16 protein-coding genes are annotated in these 17,700 nt (G+C 35.7%); 3 read left to right on the top strand and 13 right to left on the bottom strand.

The annotated features are described in order from the left end of the window. Positions 1-57 precede the first annotated feature (57 nt). On the bottom strand, positions 58-738 hold the full coding sequence (locus CN288_RS07615; protein WP_026592481.1) for a lysoplasmalogenase: 681 nt from the start codon (positions 736-738) through the stop codon (positions 58-60). Between the two features lie 130 nt (positions 739-868). Further along, positions 869-1,819 carry a DMT family transporter gene (locus CN288_RS07610; protein ID WP_090693574.1) on the bottom strand — a complete coding sequence of 317 codons (951 nt, stop codon included), beginning with the start codon at positions 1,817-1,819 and terminating at the stop codon, positions 869-871. Between the two features lie 274 nt (positions 1,820-2,093). On the opposite strand from CN288_RS07610, the gene CN288_RS07605 reads away from it, so the two are divergent. Then, positions 2,094-4,019 carry a heavy metal translocating P-type ATPase gene (locus CN288_RS07605; protein ID WP_098302055.1) on the top strand — a complete coding sequence of 642 codons (1,926 nt, stop codon included), beginning with the start codon at positions 2,094-2,096 and terminating at the stop codon, positions 4,017-4,019. Between the two features lie 208 nt (positions 4,020-4,227). Here CN288_RS07605 and CN288_RS07600 read toward each other — a convergent pair whose 3' ends face one another. Genes CN288_RS07600 through CN288_RS07590 form a run of 3 tightly spaced genes read right to left on the bottom strand, consistent with a single transcriptional unit; the run spans position 4,228 to position 6,080 of the window. Beyond that, positions 4,228-5,097: a YihY/virulence factor BrkB family protein gene (locus CN288_RS07600; protein WP_026592478.1), complete on the bottom strand. Its 870-nt coding sequence runs from the start codon at positions 5,095-5,097 to the stop codon at positions 4,228-4,230. A gap of 6 nt (positions 5,098-5,103) precedes the next feature. Then, on the bottom strand, positions 5,104-5,562 hold the full coding sequence (locus CN288_RS07595; RefSeq protein WP_026592477.1) for a DUF4075 domain-containing protein: 459 nt from the start codon (positions 5,560-5,562) through the stop codon (positions 5,104-5,106). Positions 5,563-5,615: 53 nt separating this feature from the next. Continuing rightward, entirely contained in the window at positions 5,616-6,080 is a 465-nt protein-coding gene (locus CN288_RS07590; RefSeq protein ID WP_026592476.1) for a low molecular weight protein-tyrosine-phosphatase, read from the bottom strand. A gap of 170 nt (positions 6,081-6,250) precedes the next feature. Between CN288_RS07590 and CN288_RS07585 the strand changes: the two genes are divergently transcribed. Together CN288_RS07585 and CN288_RS07580 are read left to right on the top strand one after the other, a co-directional pair. Beyond that, a complete protein-coding gene (locus tag CN288_RS07585) occupies positions 6,251-6,475 on the top strand; it encodes a DUF1128 domain-containing protein (protein ID WP_026592475.1) in 225 nt (74 codons plus the stop codon). A gap of 177 nt (positions 6,476-6,652) precedes the next feature. Next, the gene (locus CN288_RS07580; RefSeq protein WP_098302054.1) at positions 6,653-9,319 is read left to right on the top strand and encodes a cation-translocating P-type ATPase; all 2,667 of its coding nucleotides are present in this window, start codon (positions 6,653-6,655) and stop codon (positions 9,317-9,319) included. 33 nt (positions 9,320-9,352) lie between these two features. Here CN288_RS07580 and CN288_RS07575 read toward each other — a convergent pair whose 3' ends face one another. The 8 genes from CN288_RS07575 to CN288_RS07540 form a co-directional block, all read right to left on the bottom strand. Further along, on the bottom strand, positions 9,353-10,435 hold the full coding sequence (locus CN288_RS07575; RefSeq protein ID WP_026592473.1) for a toxic anion resistance protein: 1,083 nt from the start codon (positions 10,433-10,435) through the stop codon (positions 9,353-9,355). Positions 10,436-10,453: 18 nt separating this feature from the next. Then, positions 10,454-12,085 (bottom strand): YceG family protein, encoded by a 1,632-nt coding sequence (locus tag CN288_RS07570; RefSeq protein WP_098302053.1) that lies wholly within the window; start codon positions 12,083-12,085, stop codon positions 10,454-10,456. Between the two features lie 116 nt (positions 12,086-12,201). Continuing rightward, positions 12,202-12,990 carry a TerC family protein gene (locus CN288_RS07565; RefSeq protein WP_026592471.1) on the bottom strand — a complete coding sequence of 263 codons (789 nt, stop codon included), beginning with the start codon at positions 12,988-12,990 and terminating at the stop codon, positions 12,202-12,204. Positions 12,991-13,062: 72 nt separating this feature from the next. Continuing rightward, entirely contained in the window at positions 13,063-13,641 is a 579-nt protein-coding gene (locus CN288_RS07560; RefSeq protein WP_026592470.1) for a TerD family protein, read from the bottom strand. 79 nt (positions 13,642-13,720) lie between these two features. After that, entirely contained in the window at positions 13,721-14,305 is a 585-nt protein-coding gene (locus tag CN288_RS07555) for a TerD family protein (RefSeq protein ID WP_026592469.1), read from the bottom strand. Between the two features lie 23 nt (positions 14,306-14,328). Further along, the gene (locus tag CN288_RS07550) at positions 14,329-14,925 is read right to left on the bottom strand and encodes a TerD family protein (protein WP_098302052.1); all 597 of its coding nucleotides are present in this window, start codon (positions 14,923-14,925) and stop codon (positions 14,329-14,331) included. Between the two features lie 128 nt (positions 14,926-15,053). Then, positions 15,054-15,932, bottom strand: a complete 879-nt coding sequence (locus CN288_RS07545; protein WP_098302051.1) for an ROK family protein — start codon at positions 15,930-15,932, stop codon at positions 15,054-15,056. 70 nt (positions 15,933-16,002) lie between these two features. Continuing rightward, on the bottom strand, positions 16,003-17,700 hold a 1,698-nt coding region (locus CN288_RS07540), incomplete at its 5' end, for an SH3 domain-containing protein (protein ID WP_176527655.1).

Here is a 17,700-nt window from a genome sequence, read left to right as displayed (position 1 = left end):
AACTCAATGTCCAGTATGAATAAAAAAGAACCGCCCTCACAAGCGGTTCTTCATTTCCTATATTTCAGCATAAATAATACACATCTGTGCAGCAACATACGTTACCCAGATCCAAAGTGGATCATACTTTACTTTGCGACCACCAATATCCGTTATACCAATAATAAAATCAGAAATCACAAATAACAATCCACCAACTGCCGGAATCCACCACATTCCGTTGTGTGCATAGTATAATGCAAAGGCAAAGCACGCCATTCCCCCAACCCATAAACCATATACGAGCGCACCAATTGTAAATAGCCTATCTTGTTTTTGATTCCGAATAAAAAAGAACCAGCCAATTATTAAAAATAAACCGTATGCTGCTACCCCAATCCAGAATCCGCTCCATGAAATACCTGTTTGCAAAAATGCTGTTACATAAAAACAATGCGCAATTGCAAAGGCAACCATACCGCCGATTAACCGATGCCCAAATGGAATGAGCCCCGCCATAAATAAATCACCAAGCGTAGATAAAGTCATACCAATTGCAGCCCACTGACGATACTCTACAGATGGATCTTGTAACCAAATCCAGATTGCACCACCTGTTAAAGAAAAACTAAGGATAAGACGGATGAACAACGGTAATGGCTCATTTTTCATAGTTTGCTTTGTCTTTTTCATGGCAAAAAGCGCACCAACAATAAATAAAATAATCTGTCCAATTAATAATATGTAAATTTCATTCATAACATATACTCCTTAATGAATAGATAATAATGTTTCTTCGTGATATAACTTGCTTTTTCCTGTTTTTATCTTACCAAATAAAAAAAAAAAAGAAGAACACTTCTTTTTTAAAAGGAATAATTCGTTTCCTTTAAGCTACTTTTTTCTCTTGTTCCGTTTTTTTCACATTTGGTGTTCGATTTACTACGATAATACCAGCTGCTACACATGCTAATCCAAATAAAACGAATGAATGGATTGCTTCTCCTAAAATCAGGCTAGATAACATGACACCAAATACCGGTATAAAGAACATATACATCGATACTTTTCCAACCTTGTTATATTTCATAACTGTATTCCAAATACAGAAACCTGCCGCTGATAAGAAGGATAAGTACAGTAACATAAATAGTGCTTTCGTATTAAATACAAAAGGCATAAATCCAACTTGAAAAATACCAATACATAATAATCCGATAGATCCAAAAATCATCTGGTACGCTGTCATATACCCAACATCTAATGTTTTACTTCCTTCTTTCGCTAATATATTTCCATATGAATACATCATCGCGGCCACCAAAAGTAATAATTCACCAATTCCAAAATGAAACGCCATACTCCCATCACTTGGAACATTCACAAGAATCACACCACAGAAACCGATAGATACACCGATCACTTTGCGAATATTTAATGAATCGTCTTTATACAAAAAATGTGCGAGTATGATTTGGAAAAAAGATGATGTCCCAGAAATAATAGCACCTTCAATTCCTGAACTGTAACTCATACCAATATAAAAACACACATATTGTAGGAATGTTTGAAACAAACCAATTTGCACTAATTGCTTTCCTGTTTCTTTTTTGAAGTGCATATCTTTTCCTATTGCTTTAAAAAAGAATAAGAGCATTACACCTGATAAGAAGAAGCGATAGCCAGCAAATAAGATTTGCTCGCCAACTTCATGTGGCTGAATTCCAAGTTCAACATAACTTAATTTAATAAAAGGAAATGCGCTTCCCCATAGAAATGTCGCTGCTAGTGCTGCAACAAATACACCAATCGGATGAGTAAAAAATTTCTCTGTTTTCACTTGCTGTCTTCCTTTCCGACCTTTTTATGAACAAGATTCATATATACCAAAGGAAGAGCAAAAAAACAAGTTTTTCAATTTTTCATATACGTAAAAACATATCCTCAAGTAGCAACATATGATATGATATAATATGTAATAATTACAAGATAATAACTGATAAAATTTTTCAATAGAAATGCTGCTATCCTTACGGATGGCAGCTTTCGTCGTTTTATAGGGGTTTCGATTTTGATTCTTTTTCTCAATAAGAAATTGGAAGGAGCGAGTAATAATGAACTCAGAAGTAAAAACATTACCATCAAAAAATAATATGTCTAGCCCATCTTGGAGTCAGTCATTTCAAAAACATTATGAACTAATCTTTGCAATCCTATCGGGGATTTTCATTTTATCCGGCTGGTTACTCACAAAAAACGAAGCAACAACTGCTGGAGTAGTTTTTTATATCCTCGCCTATATAATTGGTGGATATGCAAAAGCCAAAGAAGGCATCCAAGATACGATCGAAGAAAAGGAATTGAATGTGGAAATGTTAATGCTCTTCGCTGCCATCGGTGCCGCTATTATCGGCTACTGGGCAGAGGGTGCAATCTTAATATTTATCTTTGCACTAAGCGGCGCAATGGAATCTTATACGTTAAGTAAAAGCCAAAAGGAAATTTCAGCATTGCTGGATTTACAGCCTGAAGAAGCTTTACGTATTTCACATGGAACAGAAGAACGCATTCCGGTAGGTCAGTTAGAAATTGATGACATCATTTTAATTAAACCAGGTGAACGCGTACCTGCGGATGGTACAATTCATAGCGGTGAAACGAATATCGATGAAGCAGCTATCACTGGGGAACCTATCCCGAATGAGAAAAGATTGGGTGATGAAGTATTCGCTGGAACCGTAAACTTACGTGGAGCCATTGAAGTTAAAATTACAAAACGCAGTGATCAAACACTGTTCCAAAAAATCATTCGTCTCGTTCAAAATGCGCAAAGTGAAAAGTCACCATCACAACTTTTTATTGAAAGATTTGAAGGAACATATGTAAAAGGTGTACTTATTATTGTTGCTCTAATGTTGTTTGTTCCTCACTTTATACTAGACTGGAGCTGGAACGAAACATTTTATCGCGCTATGATTTTACTCGTTGTTGCTTCTCCTTGTGCACTCGTTGCTTCGATTACACCAGCAATATTATCTGCCATCTCTAACGGTGCGCGAAGCGGTATTTTATTTAAAGGTGGTATCCATCTAGAACGTCTTGCCTCAGTGAAAGCAATTGCCTTTGATAAAACAGGAACATTAACACAAGGAAAGCCAACTGTAACAGATGTTTACGTACGTGATGAAATATCAGAAAAACAGGTGTTGTATATTACAGCCTCTATCGAAAGTCACTCCACACACCCGCTTGCAGAAGCTATCGTCAAGTACGCAAAACATGCATACGACATTACATTAACGAAACCAGAAAGTGTAGAAGATGTCACTGGATTCGGCTTAAAAGGAATTTTAGAAAATACAGCTTATAAAATTGGAAAGGCCGATTTTATTGGTGAAGAAGCGAAAGTATTTCATAATGGTATCGCTAATACACTTGAACAAGAAGGAAAAACTGTTGTCTATATCAGTGATGAAGAAGGAATTCTTGGGATTATCGCTTTAAAAGATACGTTACGCCAAGAAACAATTGCTGCCATTCGCGATTTACAAAGCATTGGTGTCGAAGCCATCATGATTACTGGTGATAATGAACAGACAGCTAAAGCAATTGCAAATGAAAGCAACATCAAAGAATACTACGCATCATGCTTGCCGGAAACAAAAGTAGAAACAGTGAAACAACTAAAAGAAAAATACGGAACAGTAGCAATGGTGGGCGACGGTATTAACGATGCTCCTGCACTCGCTACAGCAAGTATTGGCGTTGCTATGGGTGAGGGGACAGACGTTGCCTTAGAAACAGCAGATGTTGTTTTAATGAAAAATGAACTCTCTCGTCTTGCACAGGCCATTCGTTTATCAAAACGAATGAATCGTATTGTGAAACAAAACATTATCTTTTCTTTAACAGTAATTGCAATGCTTATTTGTTCTAACTTTTTACAATTTTTAGCACTTCCATTTGGTGTTATCGGCCATGAGGGAAGTACAATCCTTGTTATACTAAATGGATTACGATTATTAAAAGGAAATAACTAACGGGTTCCCAAAGGGAACCCGTTTTTTAATATCTAGTTTCAGCAGCTTGCACTTTTAATGGTAGCCATTATGCCCATTCGCACTGCTGCTCGTTTTATGTTTTGGATGCGAACTACTATTTTTTTTACCTTGGTTTTTATTATTGTGATTTTTTTTATTGTTGCTCATATCAAATCCCCCCTGTTCCTTTTTATTATGGAACAGAACGCTATTTTCCATCACGGGAATTATTGTCACTTGCTCGATAAGAATACAAGAGACCGTTAATTTCACCACCAAGTAAAATAACCCAGGCCGTTAAATAGAACCATAACATTAAAATGATAATACCACCGAGACCACCATATGTATTTGCATAATTTGCAAATTTGTCTACGTAATAAGCAAATGAGTACGATACCACAATCCATCCAATTGTTGCAAATAATGCTCCTGATACAACCTCTTTTCTCTTTAACTTTCGGTCAGGCGCAAATGTATATAAGAAACTAAATAAGGCAAATAACACTAAAAAGCTGGCTACTAATCGTGTAATACTCCATACAAAAGAAAAGCTTTCTGACAAACCGAGCGCTTTAAAAACAGCTGCTCCAATTACCTGTCCAAAAACAGGGACAATTAACGCAAAGACAATCATAAAAATTATTGCTAGTGTAAGTACAATAGATAACGCTCTCGTTGTAATGTAAGAGCGTGTTTCTTTTACGTCATAAGCACGATTAAAAGCATTCATCACTGCATTTACACCATTTGATGCAAACCATAGCATAGATAATAAACCAAATGATAACAGACCACCATTTTGTTTGTTTACAACGCTATCAACGTTCACTTCAATTAAATTCATTGCATCTTCTGGCACATAATTCTCTAATAAACTGAGCACATCCTCTGTATGAATGGGAATAAATCCAAGAAGCGTAATTAAAAAAACAAGCCCAGGAAAAATAGCAAGCAAGAAGAAATAAGCGAGCTGTGCTGCTAAGCCCGCTACATCATCTCGCATCGTTCGGTCGTATAAATCCTTCCCAAACGAAAAGACACGATTTCCCCTTGCTTTCTCTAGAAATTTTTTCATATGTCTCTAAACACTTTGCTTCTCTTCTTTATCTTGCTTCAACTCAATATATGCTTCTGTTTTTTTTTCCTCAGCAATCACTGGTTCTTCTCCCGTTACCTCTTCTAATGTTGGAGAAATTGTTTGAATTTCAATTGTTTCTGTTTTTCCTTCTGGCTCAGCTTTTTTCTTACTAAAAATTTCTTTCGTTTCTTTTAGTGTTTCAACAACAGCTGGTGTTAATTTTTTAATTTCCGCTACCTTCGCCTTTACTACATTAAAATCTGCAAGTTCGCGCCCTTTATCTGTAACAGTTTGCACCTTTTCTTTTATCTTTGCATTCTCGCCAATTTCAATCATTTTTGATTTTGCTTTTTCTGCTGTATTTTTTACTTTCTCGCGATTTTCTTTCTTAAGCATGGAAACAGCTACACCTGCTGCTACCCCAATTGCAATATTTCGAGCTATCTTATTCTTCTTTGCCATATTCCTTCACCCTTCCGTTTCTTATGTTAGAAAGTATTTCTTTCTAAGCTTTCTCAGATTCCTTGCTCATTTCGAATGAATGCTAACAATTTTGTACACCCTTCTGTTACAAGGTCATATACTTCTTGAAAGTTCCCTGTAAAATAAGGGTCAGGAACATCTGTCCAGCCACCTTCTGGAACAAAATCGGACAGTCTACCAATATAGCCTCCAGCTTTACCTAAACTTTCTAAATCCGCTATATTCTTGTTGTCCATGGCAATAATATAATCAAACTTTGTTAAATCTTCTTTTTCTACTTGACGTGCTTTAATTCCTTCAAAAGAAACTTCATTTTCTTTTAAAATTTTTTGTGTTCCTTCATGAGGTCGATGACCAATATGCCAATCGCCTGTCCCAGCGGAATCAATTTGAATTTTATCTTCTAATCCCTCTTGCACGACAAGATCACGAAAAATTGCTTCTGCCATCGGAGAACGACAAATGTTCCCAAGACAAACAAACAATACTTGAATCATATTTGTTTCTTCCTTTCTTGCGCATTTCTTATATATACGTATAGTATAAACAACCAATTATTAATTATAAAGGAAATCCCTACTAATTTAATTGGATTGAAAAGTTACATTAACGAAAATGATAAAAAATGTTAAGATATCCTTATGTTATTTCAAAGGGGGACACTTCGGTGGATTTATCCGTAAAATCGCAAGAAAATGTTGAATATATGGTAGAAGCCATTAAGGAAAAGTTACGCATGGTAAATGCAGGAGCAATGCGCGCTGAAAGCTTTAATGCAGAAATGTACGAAGATCTACGTGACATTTATGATCATGTAATGAAGCGTGAAACATTTAGCATTAGTGAAATGCAAGCTATTACAGAAGAATTAGGTACATTAATCAAAAAATAAAGAGGAGTCCCTTATACAAAGGGACTTTTTTATTTCCAACAAATTCATGACATCCTTTCGCTTTCCAACATTTATTTTCCAAATACTGTACAATAAAAATAGAACCTCATCATAGACTCCACATCTAATACTCGCCACATTACCATTGCCAGCTGTGTTTACCGGAGGTGTTTATCTATGAGCAATTGGTACAGTAAAACGAAAGATCACACAATACTTGAACTTGAAACAAATGAACAGCATGGTTTAACAGAAGATATGGTACAAATTCGGTTAAAAAAATATGGTCGAAATGAACTCACCACCAAACAAAGACGGACTTTATGGCAACGTATTTTCGCCCAAATTAATGATGTTCTCGTCTATGTTCTTTTAATTGCCGCTCTTATCTCTGCCTTTGTAGGTGAATGGGCCGATGCTAGCATTATTGCTCTTGTTGTTGTTTTAAACGCTGTAATTGGCGTCATTCAAGAATCGAAAGCAGAACAAGCTTTAGAAGCATTAAAAAAGATGGCAACACCAAAGGCAATTGTTAAGCGTGATGGTGAACAAAAAGAAATTCCATCAGAAGATGTTGTTCCAGGGGATATTGTTATGCTTGATGCAGGGCGCTATATTCCTTGTGACTTACGACTTATTGAAACTGCAAATTTAAAAATTGAAGAATCAGCGTTAACAGGTGAGTCCGTTCCTGTTGATAAAGATTCACTTTATCATCCTTCTCTTCAAAATGGAGAGCAGGTACCACTAGGTGATCAAAAAAATATGGCATTTATGTCAACACTCGTTACTTATGGCCGAGGCGTTGGTGTTGCTGTTGAAACAGGAATGAACTCACAGATTGGAAAAATTGCAACTCTCTTACATGAAGCCGATGATGATGCAACACCACTTCAAAAAAGCTTAGCACAAGTCGGAAAATATTTAGGTTTTGTAGCAGTTGCAATTTGTATCATTATGTTCCTCATTGGATATTTCCAAGGTCGAGATACGTTAGAAATGTTTATGACTGCTATTAGCTTAGCTGTAGCTGCGATTCCAGAAGGATTACCAGCAATAGTTTCCATCGTTCTCGCAATTGGTGTACAGCGTATGATTAAACAAAACGTTATCATTCGCAAACTTCCAGCCGTAGAAGCACTGGGTTCTGTTACGATTATTTGTTCAGATAAAACTGGTACATTAACACAAAATAAAATGACAGTGACTCACTTCTATAGTGACCGTACATATGACAAATTAGAAAAGTTAGACGTAAACAATGATGCTCAACGCTTATTATTAGAAAATATGATGTTATGTAACGACGCATCTTATACAGCTGACTCACAGACTGGTGATCCAACAGAAATTGCCCTTCTTGTTGCCGGTAGCAACTTTGACTTTCAAAAAGCTGCTGTAGAAGCTCAACATAGACGTGTGAACGAATTATCATTTGACTCCGAACGCAAAATGATGTCAACACTACATGAATATGGTGAAAACTATTACAGTATGACAAAAGGAGCAATTGATAAACTCTTACCTCGCTGTACCCATATCTTTATAAATGGTAGAGCAGAAATCTTAATCGAGGCAGAAAAAGAACAAATATTAGCAGCTGCCCAAATGATGTCTCAAAAAGCTTTGCGTGTACTATCTTTCGCTTTCAAACAGTATGATACACAAAACGTTAACACCGATCACATGGAAGAAAATCTTATATTTATAGGGCTTGTTGGTATGATAGATCCACCTCGAACAGAAGTAAAAACATCTATTGCAGAATGTAAGAGCGCGGGGATTCGTACTATTATGATTACAGGTGATCATAAAGATACCGCTTTTGCCATTGCAAAAGAACTTGGTATTGCTGAAAAAGAATCCGAAGTTATGATTGGAACAGAATTAGATCGTATTTCAGACGAAAAACTAGCAAATGAAATGGATCATTTAAATGTTTTTGCGCGTGTTTCTCCTGAACATAAAGTGAAAATTGTAGGAGCATTACGTGCAAAAGGAAATATTGTTTCGATGACTGGGGATGGTGTCAATGATGCACCATCTTTGAAACAAGCAGATATTGGAGTTGCAATGGGGATTACCGGAACAGATGTGGCTAAAGGAGCAGCTGACATGGTTTTAACAGACGATAACTTCTCATCTATTGTAAAAGCGGTTGAAGAAGGCAGAAACATTTATCGCAACATAAAAAAATCAATTCTGTTCTTACTTTCTTGCAACTTTGGAGAAATTATTGCACTATTTTTAGCTATTTTACTCGGCTGGGCTACACCACTTCGTCCTATTCATATTTTATGGGTAAATTTGATCACAGATACACTCCCAGCTCTATCGCTAGGTGTTGATCCAGAAGACCCAGATGTGATGAAAGACAAGCCACGTGGTGCAAAAGAAAGCTTGTTTAAAGGTAGTGTTTCTTTTCTTATTCTAAACGGGATTGTAATAGGACTCATCACTTTAATCGCCTTTATCTTTGGAGCAAAGCTCTATACAGGAGATACAAATATCTTCCCACTGTTCCCGTCGCAAATTGATGATGATGCTTTATTACACGCTCAAACGATGGCGTTTGTTGTACTCAGTTTTTCACAGCTCGTTCATTCATTCAACTTACGATCAAATACGAAATCAATCTTTTCAATTGGAATATTCACAAATAAATACTTAGTTTTCTCCCTACTTATCGGTGTACTTATGCAAATATGTATTATCTCAATACCGCCAATTGCCAACATATTTGGGGTACATGCCTTAACATTAAAAGATTGGGGATTTGTTATAGTACTAAGTATTATTCCACTTGTTGTAAATGAGATTATAAAAGTGTTTAAAAGAAATTAAAAGGCAATGAGGAATCTCCTCATTGCCTTTTAGTTACCCTTGTAATTCTTTTTTAATATTCTCTGTTAGTTCTGCCATACGTTTACGACTTTCTTCACGTTCACGTTTGTTTTGCTCTTCAATTTGCTGCGTTTCTTGCATACCTCTTGAAATAATATTCCATGTTTCTTCAAGTGTTTCCATTTTAATACTAGAAGAGCCAGAAAGTCTTGCTACCTCTACACTTTGCGTTGCGATATTTTGTGCGTTTTTCTTAAGTAACTCATTTGTACGACGATCAAGCTCAGCCATAGAATCAGCAACAAGCTTTTGACGTTTTGCATTCACAGCTTGAATAATTCCATTTTTAAAGATAGGAATCGTTGTAATAAACGCTGTATTAATTTTACCGATTAATTTGTTATTACCACGCTGTATCATACGAATTTGTGGTGCTGTTAATAATGCAACCATACGAGCCTTTTCTAGGTCATCAATGCGTTGCTCTAAAATTTCAACAGAGTTTCTCAAAGATTCTAATTCAATACCTGCCAATTGATCATTATTACGAACACGTTCCTCATACATTGGAACTAATTCTGTATTTAGACGTTCTAGTAACATTTCTCCCGCTACTACATATTTCTCTAAGTCTAAATAATATTTTAAGTTTTGTTCATATAAGCCATCTAACGTACCAATTGATTTTTTCATTTCATCTTGGTATTTCGTAATTTCCACGTACACTTTGTCCATTTCACGGCCCATCGTTTGATACTTACTAAAGATTTGTTCAATCATTTTATCTGCTTTTTTAAACATACGAGAGAAAAATCCGCTTTTCTCTTCCGCGAAATCTTTACTATCAAATCTGTCCATAATTTTACCAAGTTGCTTTAATAATTCACCAGAATCCTCTATCTTGGATAAGGACATCGTATGTAAAATCTGATCTGCAAAACGTGAAATCTCCATAGAAGGCTCTTTACCAAGTTCGATTAATTCTAACTGGTCTTTAATATCAACAGCATTATAAATACGCTGAACCTCGGCATCTTGTCTTAGCTGCAAACGAACATCTTGCGCAGTTTGCTCATTCAATTCTGTTTTCGAATCTAGTACAACTGGATTATTCATATGTGTTTCTCCCTTTCCTTATAAAAATGGACGAAATAGTCCTTTAATTGTTTGTGATAAATTTTTATAGGCTGACGGACCCTGAAATTCAAGATCAAAATTCACTTCCTCGAGCCAATGTGAATCAAATGCTGCTCCTTCAATATATGGTTCAATATCATTTCTTCCTGTTGGATTAAAGTGTAGTACATCAATTCCAATTTGATTTAAAAATAATAATAAAACAGCATCAGAACGATTTAATTCCCCACTCTTTTCATTATTAAATATAACAATTTTTGGAACTTCTTGCGAATAATCAAATTTCTCAAGTAACTCTAAAATATGTGGTGGAATTTGGGAAAGTTGTGCAAAAACATACAAAGCTACCTCTTGTTTTGTTTCTTTCCCAACTGGTTTACAAAGTTCACTTTCGCATGTGTGAATAATCGCTTCTGCAATTCCATGTTGCAAGCCTTCTGGCAAGCGTTTATGCGGCCACCAATGACTATTCATAATTAAATCTGGATGAAGGTTCCCCCCGCGGCCTAATGCATCACGATAATGAAATTGAAAATTTGCTTTTTGTTCTTTTGTAAATGGGAATGTATTAATTAATAAACTATTATCAAATGATGTCACAGCCTTCAGTCGCTGAAAATATTCTTTATCGTTTTTGGAAACACCTGACACTTTCGCAAATAAAGATGGAATATAAATATGTTTATTTTCTACAAAGAACGTAGGACGAACAAATGCCTTTTCTTTCGTAATTAAAAAGAGTTCATCGTATGTTGTTTTCAGCGTGCGTGCTACGGGTGTGTACGTACGGAATTGCCACGGTTTATATAATAAGGAATTGTCATGATGAAGTACTTGTTCAATTTCTTTAGACGCTTGATAAGCTACTGTTGCAACTCGCTCCCGGCGTCTATCTGGAAATGGTTCTAATGAAATACGACCTGGATGTGAAATAACAAAGGTCTTCTCTTCATTATCAATGCTTTCAAAGCCATCTTTTCCTTCCGGATGATAATATAACACATCACACCCGAGCATAATAAGGAAATATAAGAAATATATACGACTCTCCTTCGCATCCCCATACCAAATGATGCGAGGCATTTGTTTCTTATAATTAATTGTCGAAAACCATTGTGCTACATAATTTTCGCTTAATTTAATTATATCAATTAAGAAACGACGAAAACCTTCTGTTTTTAAAGATTGATTATGTTGTTTCTCATACAAGGTTAATATAGCAATAAATGTTGTATGTATATAGTGTTGTAAATCAGGATTATCAACTTTAGGCAACAACTGTTTTCCTGATAAATGCGCAACAAGACGATTTACTGTAAGACCATTCGCAGCTTCCTGATGCAGTGTGAATACTTCTTGAATATGACGGAGCTTCTCAGAATCGATCACTTTATTTAAATTTTGTTCGTGTAGTACAGTAATTCCTTTTGCTTCACTATAATCAAATAATTCATTAAAATATTCATCTACATCGTTGGGGACACCAAGAATACGACAAGCTATATAGCTAAATTTCATCTCATTCTCTGTTAATTCATACTGCGGGCGCTTTTCTAAAATCGTTTCAAATTGTTTTAAATCCGCTTCGTCTTTTAATGCATGTGGATGAAGTGTAAAACGCGAAAACACGACAGTTCACCTCCAAAAAACATTTACTTTTTAAGAATTAATATCTTATCTCTTTATTATAAACTATTTTAGGTTATAAAAAATGGGCGCTCGTATAATGAGCAAACCCATTTCAATTATTTATCTTCTTTCTTAGTAGCTGCAATCTCTTCTCTGGCTTGTCCTTGTCGCATATAATGCAAAATAAATGTTACGCCAAATGCGATAACTAAAATCATAAAGAATAACCAGTGTGGCACTTCAATGTGAATAACAGATAACAACATCTTCGCTGCAATAATTAAAATTAAAATATATGCCGTTGATTCAAGCTCTGGAATACGTTCTAGTAATCTTAAGAATACACCTGCAATACCACGCATCATTAAAATACCAAGCATTCCACCTAATAGTAGAATCCAAACTTCATTGGAAACACCAAATGCTGCAAGAACGCTATCTACTGAAAATGCAATATCCATTAGCTCAACCATTACAACTGTTCCCCAGAATACGCCAAACATTCTAAAGAGAATACCGTTTTGGTTCAAGCCATGCTCTTCTTCTTCTTCATCATTTTCTTTTCGTTTATCAATGAAGTATTTAACAGAAAGCCATGCAAGGTACAATGCTCCTAATACTTTTACCCACCATAATTTAATTAAGAACATACCGATTCCAATCGCAATAAAACGGAATACATATGCACCGATTAACCCATAAAATAATGCCTTTTTACGCTTTTCTTCTGGTAAATGTTTTACCATTACGGCTAACACAAGAGCGTTATCGGCAGATAATAATCCTTCAAGTACAACAAGTGTACCAATTAATCCCCAAGATACAGGATCTTGTAATACTTTAATCCACATGTCCAAGTCAAAAAATTGGGCATACGTATCAAGGATTCCCTGTAAAATACTCATCTTACTGTTTTCCCCTATTCTTTGCTAGATTTATAGAAAGGTCAAAAAAAGGAAACGAAGTTCGTTTCCTTCTTATGCATCCAAGCCATACGCTCTTACAAGCGCACCTAATCCACCTTGGAATCCACTTCCTACTGCATTAAACTTCCACTGTCCATTATGACGGTATAACTCACAAAAGACAACTGCTGTTTCAATTGAGAAATCTTCCCCTAAATCAAAACGAAGAACTTCTTCATTCGTCTCTTCATTTGCTAAACGAACAAATGCATTTGCAACTTGTCCAAAGTTTTGATTACGCCCTTCTGCATCATAAATCGTAACTGTAATTGCAATTTTGTGCACATCTGCTGGAACTTTAGTTAAATCCACAACAAGTTGCTCATCGTCGCCGTCGCCTTCACCCGTGCGGTTATCACCTGTATGTAAAACCGATTCACATGGAGATTGTAAGTTGTTATAGAAAATGAAATTTGTTTCTTTCGTACATTTTCCATTTGCATCTAATAAAAAGGCAGATGCATCTAAATCATAATCGGATCCACCATCATATGATTTAATATCCCAGCCAAGACCGATAACTGCTTTTGTAAGACCTGGACTTGTCTTACCTAGATCAATTTTCTGTCCTTTTTGTAATTGAATAACCATATATATTCACCTCTTATGCTATGATTCTAAAAATATATACATGAGTGAAGCACATGTCCACTCATGTATATCTGTCTTATTACTCTACATCTAAACCAAAGTTATTACATAAAGCACCTAATCCACCTTGGAATCCACTTCCAATTGCATTAAACTTCCATTCACCAGCATGACGATATAATTCACCGACAACTACTGCTGTTTCAATTGAGAAGTCCTCACCAAGATCATAACGAATTAGCTCTGCGCCATTTTCTTCATCTATAATACGTACGAAAGAATTAGATACTTGTCCAAAGTTTTGGCTGCGACTTTCTCCATCATAAATTGTAATTGTGAAACAAATACGCTCAATATGTGCTGGAACATTCTTCAAGTCCACCTTAATTGTTTCATCATCGCCTTCACCTTCACCAGTACGATTATCTCCTAAATGCTCTACAGAACCGTTTGCACCCTTTGGATTATTATAGAAAACAAAATCTTCTGGACCTGATACTTTACCGTTTGCACCTACTAAGAAAATACTTACATCTAAATCAAAATCATTTTGCCCATCATAACGATTTGTATCCCAACCAAGGCCTACAAGAGCTTTAGAAAGACCTGGATTTGTTTTTGTTAAATCTACCTTCTGTCCTTTTTTTAACGAGATCGATGCCATATATTATTCCTCCTTAAATTGTATTACTGATAACGCGATACAATTTCACTTAAATTTTTATCTTGTGTACCTTCTCCAACTGCAGAAAACTTCCACTCACTGCCTTGACGATACATTTCACCTGCAACTAACGTTGTTTTCCCGCCGTAATTTTCCGATAAATTATAACGTGCTAATTCTTCACGTGTTTGTGGATCTTGAATACGAATATATGCATTTTGAATCATTCCAAAGTCTTGACGACGATTCACACAATCATAAATATTTACAACAAATACTAAACGATTAATACGGCTCGGAACTTTATGTAATTCTACGAAAATCGTTTCGTCATCACCAGCACCTTCACCAGTTAAATTATCACCTGAATGAATAACGCTTCCACAAGCAGATAGCTTATTCCCAAAGTAAACAAGATCACTTTTATTTAAAAAACGATCCTTTTCTAACATAATAACAGATGCATCACAATCGACGCTTGGTTTGCTTCCAAATAACGAAGATAGAAATCCACCCGATTGTCCAATTGGATCCCATCCTAAGCCGACCTGTAATTTTGCTACTCTTGGTTGTCCCTTCGTTAAATCAATCTTCTGTCCTTTTTCTAAAATAATAGGCATGAAGTTTCTTCCTTTCTACAAGGTATTTTCCAAATGGGAAAATATTGTATTCTTCTCTTATATTGTAGCACTATTTGTCAATTGAAAAAAAGAATAAATTTTCAATTATACGAAAACATTTACGTCACTTATTCATGACGATGTAATAAGTGGTAAATTGCTCCAATCATTCCGGCATGATTGCGATTTTGTGCCAGACTAATTTCACATGTATTATAAAATTCTGGCTGCAAATACTTTCTTACCTCTTCTTTCACTTCCTCTAAAAAATTAGTACCTCTCGCTGTGATACCGCCACCAATAATAATTGTTTGCGGGTTAAAAATATAGGCAAGATTGCTAATTCCAATTGCCAAATGTTTCAAGAACACTTGAACTGCTTGTATAACCTCTGTATCCTTTTTATCGTATAACTCAAAAATTGTTTTTCCATTCCAATTACCCTCACCTTTATATTGCTTCACAAGATGAACTAACCCTGAAATAGATGCGATTTCTTCAAAGCGTTTCCCTTCAACTAACATGTTTCCCCATTCACCAGCACTAAACGAATGTCCTCGATATAATTCCTCTTTGATAACAATAGCCCCACCAAGTCCCGTTCCAAGAGTAAGCATAATACAATTTTCCTTTTGTCTCCCCACTCCTTGCCATGTCTCTCCTAATGCTGCACAATTCACATCATTCTCAATTGAGGCGGGGACCGTTAACGTAGTTTGCAATCTATCAATAATAGGAATTCCGGCATAGCGTGGAATATGATCCACGCCGCCAGTTATCATTCCTTTATGAATATCAACTATTCCTGCTGTACTAATACCAATTCCAGAAATGGCATGTTGATTCATTAGCTCTTGAGACAAGCAAATTAGCTTTTGAACAATTTGTTCACCGCCTAAATGCGACTCTGTAGAAACCGTTTGGTGCTCTAGTAATGTTCCTATTTCTGAAACAATTCCATACTTAATTTCTGTGCCACCAATATCAAATGCAATATATTGTTTCATTCTGTCACTTCCTCTAACATTATGACTTTTATTCCCTTGCATTGAAATGATGAAATCTTAAGGTCTATGTTTAATAAGAGTTTATAAGATTTACTGATTCTGCTTTTACATAAACACTGCTATAGGCTTTATTATCTGAAACAATTTCATAGTAAGTTCCTTGTGCAGTATGAACCGTATTTTTAATAGCTACCATAATATTGCGAGATGTCGATCCAGTTTGTCCGCTTCCTAAGTTTTTGAACACTTCAGAACCTGCTTTCAATGTTCCAAGACGATATTTATTTAAATCTTTGCTACCATTCATTGAATCTATTCTATACATAAGCGATGCAATTTGTTGTCCCCAATTCTCATCACTCGCATACATGACATTCATACCTTGTGCCTTATCTCCTAAGTTTCCACCGTTATACGTGTTTCCACTTGGCGTCAAGTAATGCTTGTCAATATATGCTGCACAAAAATCAATGCCTTCTTCCCATGTTTTAAATGCCGTTGCTCCGTTATACGGATCCGAATCTACTGCTCTAAATCCAAATAAATTTTTCTTTTCTTGTGCAATGCGACTCGTACCCCAACCAGATTCTAAAATTGCATGTGATACCAAGTATCCTGCATTCATCTTATATTTCTCTGCCGCACTTACAAAATACTTGCCTAATCCAATCAGAGGACTATTAGCATTAGATTCGCGTAAGAAATTATCAATTTCTTCACCTGTATACGTAGAAGTTACACGTAACGGTACATATTCAAAGTATTGATAGCTATCTTGTCCACCGATTTTTGTTTTATCGAATGCCTCATAGCGTTCGCCTTCTTTTAAATGCTTTGGCGCATTTCCAATTTGATACGTTGCATATTTACCAGTAGAAGAATTATACACATAATGATACAATTTTCCATTTTTTGCTGAATAATACGAAGTTGCTGCCCCTGTCATTTTCGGATGTAATGTTACATCATCTATATTCACATATCCTGTCAATCCATCAATTTTCACATGAATACGATTACCTACTGCTTTTATAAACTCTAAGTCTGCTCCACCTTTTACATATGTAACTTTCTTCCCTGTTGCAATATCATAAATATTAATGACACCATTTGCTCGAACAAACCCTTGCTTCATATTCACAATTTTGCCACCGCTTGTAATGTAAGCATCTTCTTTCATATTTTTCATAATTTGCTCAGCTTCTACTTCATTTGGCTTTTGGATCTTTTGAGATGAAGTAACAATTTCATACGAAGAAGAACCTTGTGTCATTTTTAAGAATTGTAATGAAACATAACCTTCTCCTCCACTAAAACGAACTTTTGCCCAGCCATTCTCTTTAGCAACAATAGTAACGGTCTCGCCATTTTTCAAATGACCAATGATTGTGGTTCCTGTAGATGGACCTTTACGAACATTTAATAAAGAAGCATTTACAACTGCTCGTTCCTCTATAACTTGTCCAGGATCAGTTGGGTTTGTAGGATTCATTCCAATTTGAACAAACTCTAGTGATATGTACCCTTCTCTTCCTTTGTAATTAATCTTCGCCCATCCATTTGCTTTTCCTAGGATTGTTACTTTCTCACCATTTTTCAAGCTTCCAAGGATTGCACTGCTTGTATTCGCTTGGCTTCTTACTCGCAGACTTGTTGCGTTAATTGTTCCACTTTCTTGAGCACCATTTGTAATGTTTCCTGGCTTCTCTTCTTGTTTCTCTGATTCTAGCTTTACAAATTCTAATGAGATGTACCCTTCTCTTCCTTT

Origin of the sequence: Bacillus sp. AFS023182 (genome assembly GCF_002560575.1) — a bacterium.
Lineage (GTDB): Bacteria > Bacillota > Bacilli > Bacillales > Bacillaceae_G > Bacillus_A > Bacillus_A arachidis.
This window is presented reverse-complemented; position numbering and strand designations above follow the sequence as displayed.